This is a genomic window from Corallococcus sp. AB049A, from assembly GCF_003668885.1.
Taxonomy (GTDB): Bacteria; Myxococcota; Myxococcia; order Myxococcales; family Myxococcaceae; genus Corallococcus; species Corallococcus interemptor.
In genome coordinates, this window is the sequence record NZ_RAWL01000961.1 from 1 (window position 1) to 490 (window position 490).

Here is a 490-nt window from a genome sequence, read left to right on the forward strand (position 1 = left end):
GCCCCCGCCCGGGCGTCCGCCCCAGCCGCCCAGCAGGTGCAGCTCGAAGCCGCCGTCCGGGTTCCTGCGGCTCACCACGACGGCCGTGCCGTCCAGGTGCGTCAGCGTCACCGGCTTCGACGTGCCTCCAGCCCTTCCCCAATCATGCGCGGCGGACAGCGACAGCGTGTAGCGCGAGGGGTGAGGAGGCTGGCCGAGGAGGACGTGCTGCACGTCCAGCGCGACCTCCGCGCCCATCAGACGCGCGCCCAACACGTCCGAGGCGAAGGCCTCCGTGTACAGCGGGCCCAGCCTGCCCGTCACCACCGCCCCGGCCGGGTGGTAGTCGGGGTTGCCCCGGTTGTTGTAGCGCCGCACCAGGTGCCCGGACAGCAACGTGTACGACTCCAGGGCGCCCATCCACAGGGAGTTGGGTGCGTCACCGCCCACCGTGAGCATGCGCACCACCTGCCCCCAATCGGACAGCGTGTCCCAGTCCTCCTTCCGCACC

1 pseudogene is annotated in these 490 nt (G+C 72.0%); it reads right to left on the reverse strand.

Annotation, left to right across the window (positions count from 1 at the left end):
* A pseudogene (locus tag D7X55_RS40445) lies at positions 1–490 on the reverse strand (hypothetical protein); the annotation flags it as partial.